Genomic DNA, 3,728 nt, shown 5'->3' with positions numbered 1-3,728 from the left:
GTCTAGTGATGATGGCAAAGAGGTCACACCCGTTCCCATACCGAACACGGAAGTTAAGCTCTTTAGCGCCGATGGTAGTTGGGGGCTTCCCCCTGTGAGAGTAGGACGTCGCTAGGCAAAGAAAACAGTCAGCTGTGTGCTGGCTGTTTTTTTATGAAATTATAAAAAAATATACTAATAAAAAAATCAAGAAGCTAAAATAATTAGCTTTTTGATTTTTTTTAGTTATTTACTTTAGCAAAGATAATTTTTATATAGTTAAAAATACTTAGTGGTATATAGGTATTTAATTATACTTTTTATCAATCTAGATGTAATATCACCTATAATATAATGAGTTAAAATTATGGATTTTGTGGGTATTTAATATTAAGATAGGGAATGGTTATTTTTTCATACTTTTATAGATTGTTTTAGAATATAGATCTATTAAAAAATACATGAATAGGAGTATAAAAATTGATTATACTAGATAGACCTTATGTTTCAGATTTATTAGCGCAAACAGTTAGTAAGAATAAAATTCCGGTTATCAAATTAAATGAAGTTTTTATACCAAACGAATCTGCTATAAATTTAAAAAAGGTAGCTGATTTGTTGATTGAATTAGAGAAGGGGAATTCTCCAATTCTCTTTAACTCTGAAAATGGACTTAATATTTTATCAAAATATGCGCCTGATCACTATTTAACAACTGTTACAGATATTTTGAAAAATAAAGTTACTTTCAGGAAAACATTAAGTAGACATTATAAAGATTTCTTTTTCACAGAAGTTTCTCTAAAAGAATTAGAAGAACTAGATTCTAGTATACTACCTTTCCCTATTATTGTTAAACCTGCTATAGGATATTCCAGTATAGGTGTACATCGTATTGATAAAGTAGAGGAATATAATGAAACTATTAAACAACTTAAATTTGAAATGGAAGTTACGGGTTCAGAATATCCAATCGAAGTTATAAATAGTCAAACATTTATAATCGAGAAGTTAATTGAAGGTGATGAATACGCTGTTGACGCCTATTTTTCAGAAGATGGAGAACCAGTTATCCTAAATCTTTTTAAAAGAATGTTTAGGCATGAGAAAGACATGAGCGATAGAATTTACTATACGAGTAAGCAAGTAATAAATGAGTCTCTCCACAAAATTCAAGAATTTTTAAGAACTATTTCATCATTCTTCGCTTTAAAACTTGCCCCTCTACATATTGAAGTGCGCATTGATCGTGATGGACAAATTGTTCCTATTGAAGTAAATCCACTAAGATTTGCTGGTATAGGTACAAACGAACTTGGTGTTTATGCATATGGTGTAAACGCATGTGAATACTTTTTTAAACAACAAAAGCCCGATTGGGAAAATATAGTTAATCAAATGGATGATTCAATTTATAGTTTCTGTTGTGCTGAAATAGATGCATCTATTGATTGTAAGAAAGTTAAATCTATTAATCATGAAGCATTTAAACTAAATTTTGATGAAATTTTAGAATATCGACCAATAAAAATTAATGAAAGCTCTACTTTTGCTGTAATATTCCATAAATCACCGGATCTAAAAGAAAATATAAGGTTATTGAATTTAGATCTGGATCAATATATTACGTTAAAAGAATTGGTACTTGCTTAACATTGTTTAATTTTTTTATTACAGTTAGGAGCGTTAATGTTGTTAAAAGGAATGACAATTAGAAAGAAAATATTATTAAACGTCTAATGCCTATTGTTGTTATAAGTACAATTTTTAGTTTTGTCATTTTTTTGTAGCTGATCATTTAATTGATGGGTATACTATTCCTCAATTTGAAAAGAGCTTAACAATGCAAATGGAGGAATTTGATGAGCTGTTTGATAAAGAATTAATCAATAGTGCTAAAATAAACAAAAGTGCATATGAAGAATTATTGTCTAAAGGAAATGCTTTTCAAAAAAAGTATGATTTAGAAAATGTTTATATTATGAGTAAAGTAGATAATAAAGAAGTCATTCTATTTTTAGGTAAAGACGATAAGTATTTATCACCACTAGCGTTTACAGATGAACAAAAAGCTGCGTTAGGTACAACAAAAATGGTTACAAGTGATATTTATATAGATGATTACGGTGCTCATAAGAATTGCTTCGACAGTAGAACAAATATCAGCAAGCTCTGAACAAGTATTGGGGACTACTGAGACAACTGTGCAATCATTGGAGCAAACATCAGGAGGTACCCAACATATTGCTTCAACTATGCAAGAGCAATCTGCTTTTATGGAAGAGATGCTAGGAACAGCTAATCAAGTAAACGAGATGGTTGAAAATTTAAAAGGTCAAATTGCACATTTTAAAATCAAGTAATCAAAGCAATAATATGAACTAAGTTAAAAGGATTAGCTCTATACTGAACAGAGCTAGTCCTTTTAATATTTTTAGATCTGTATGACCGTATCAAAGTAGTTTAATAATTCGACAAAATACTCATCGAGTTTGTTCTATTTGTATATAACTCTTTATATAATGTAACGATTACCTTAAAAAAGGAGAGGGAATTTTGTGGATTGATGGTGTTTTTTCTGGTGGAGGTCTGAAGGGGTTTGCATTAGTTGGGGCGTATCAAGTATTAGAAGCTGAAAATTTTCGGTTTAAAAGGGTAGCAGGAACGAGTGCAGGGGCTATTTTAGCTGCTTTTATTGCTTCAGGATATAGCGGTAAAGAAATCCAAACTATACTAGAAGAGTTGGATGTACCTTCATTACTAGATCCAAGGAGAACAATATTACCATTTCCGTTTATGAAGTGGGTCAATGTTTATCACCATTTAGGTTTATATAAAGGAAAAGCTTTGGAAAAATGGTTTTTTCAGAAATTAGCTAAAAAGGGAGTTTATACTTTTGGGGATCTACCTAAAGATTCGTTAAAATTAGTTGCGTCCGATTTAACAAACGGCAGAATCATTGTTTTACCAGATGATTTACACAACTATCATATTGATGCAAGTAATTTCTCGGTGGCTTGTGCATTACGTATGAGTTGTGGGATTCCATTTTTCTTTGAACCGGTCACATTAAAAACAGGGAAAGGTGAATCTGTTATTGTAGATGGTGGTGTATTGAGTAATTTTCCATTATGGGTATTCGATGATAAAGAAGGGCGTAAAGTACGACCTATTATAGGGCTAAAATTAAGTAGACGTAGAGAAGAACAATGTCCACACGAAATTAAAAATGGATTAAATTTATTTGAAGCTTTATTTTCGACTATGAAAGATGCTCATGATGAAAGATATATCTCGAGACGACATGAGAGAGATATTATTTTCATTCCTGTCGATGATTATAGTGCTACACAATTTGATTTAGATGAAGAAACTAAAGAAACACTGCTAGAGATAGGCAGAAACCGTACTATTCAATTTTTAAAAACATGGCCAAGATATAAGTTATAAAACTTTTAAAAAAAACGATAGAAAACTATTGACGTTCTATAGGAGTAAGTGATATTATATAAAAGTTGCTGCTGAACAAACAGCTAGAACAATATAAAAATAAAATAACTGTTTGACATTATATACGAAACATGTTATTATATAAAAGTTAACTCTTAACAAAGAGATAACGAAATGAACCTTGAAAACTGAACAAGCAAAACGTAATCAATAAAGTTTTTAGTAGCTAACCTTGAGTTAGTGAACGAAACAAAATTTTGGACATCAAACATGATGCCAGCAAAACAATTTGAGCTAAT

General features: G+C 30.5%; 4 protein-coding genes and 1 rRNA gene. All 5 read left to right on the top strand.

Translation table 11 applies throughout. The annotated features are described in order from the left end of the window. Position 1 precedes the first annotated feature (1 nt). The 5 genes from rrf to BFJ97_RS23100 all read left to right on the top strand — a co-directional run bounded on the left by rrf (position 2) and on the right by BFJ97_RS23100 (position 3,429). Positions 2-117: ribosomal RNA gene (gene rrf / locus BFJ97_RS23115) — 5S ribosomal RNA — on the top strand. A gap of 342 nt (positions 118-459) precedes the next feature. Next, positions 460-1,632 carry an ATP-grasp domain-containing protein gene (locus BFJ97_RS23110; RefSeq protein WP_068986941.1) on the top strand — a complete coding sequence of 391 codons (1,173 nt, stop codon included), beginning with the start codon at positions 460-462 and terminating at the stop codon, positions 1,630-1,632. 190 nt (positions 1,633-1,822) lie between these two features. Then, positions 1,823-2,155, top strand: coding sequence for a hypothetical protein (locus BFJ97_RS23105; protein ID WP_068986940.1), 333 nt, complete (start codon positions 1,823-1,825; stop codon positions 2,153-2,155). After that, the gene (locus BFJ97_RS24445) at positions 2,106-2,342 is read left to right on the top strand and encodes a methyl-accepting chemotaxis protein (protein WP_139114509.1); all 237 of its coding nucleotides are present in this window, start codon (positions 2,106-2,108) and stop codon (positions 2,340-2,342) included. The genes BFJ97_RS23105 and BFJ97_RS24445 overlap by 50 nt, the downstream gene beginning before the upstream one ends. Before the next feature lie 193 nt (positions 2,343-2,535). Next, the gene (locus BFJ97_RS23100) at positions 2,536-3,429 is read left to right on the top strand and encodes a patatin-like phospholipase family protein (protein WP_068986939.1); all 894 of its coding nucleotides are present in this window, start codon (positions 2,536-2,538) and stop codon (positions 3,427-3,429) included. Positions 3,430-3,728: the final 299 nt, after the last annotated feature.

Source organism: Lysinibacillus xylanilyticus, from assembly GCF_001708185.1.
Lineage (GTDB): Bacteria > Bacillota > Bacilli > Bacillales_A > Planococcaceae > Lysinibacillus > Lysinibacillus xylanilyticus_A.
This window is presented reverse-complemented; position numbering and strand designations above follow the sequence as displayed.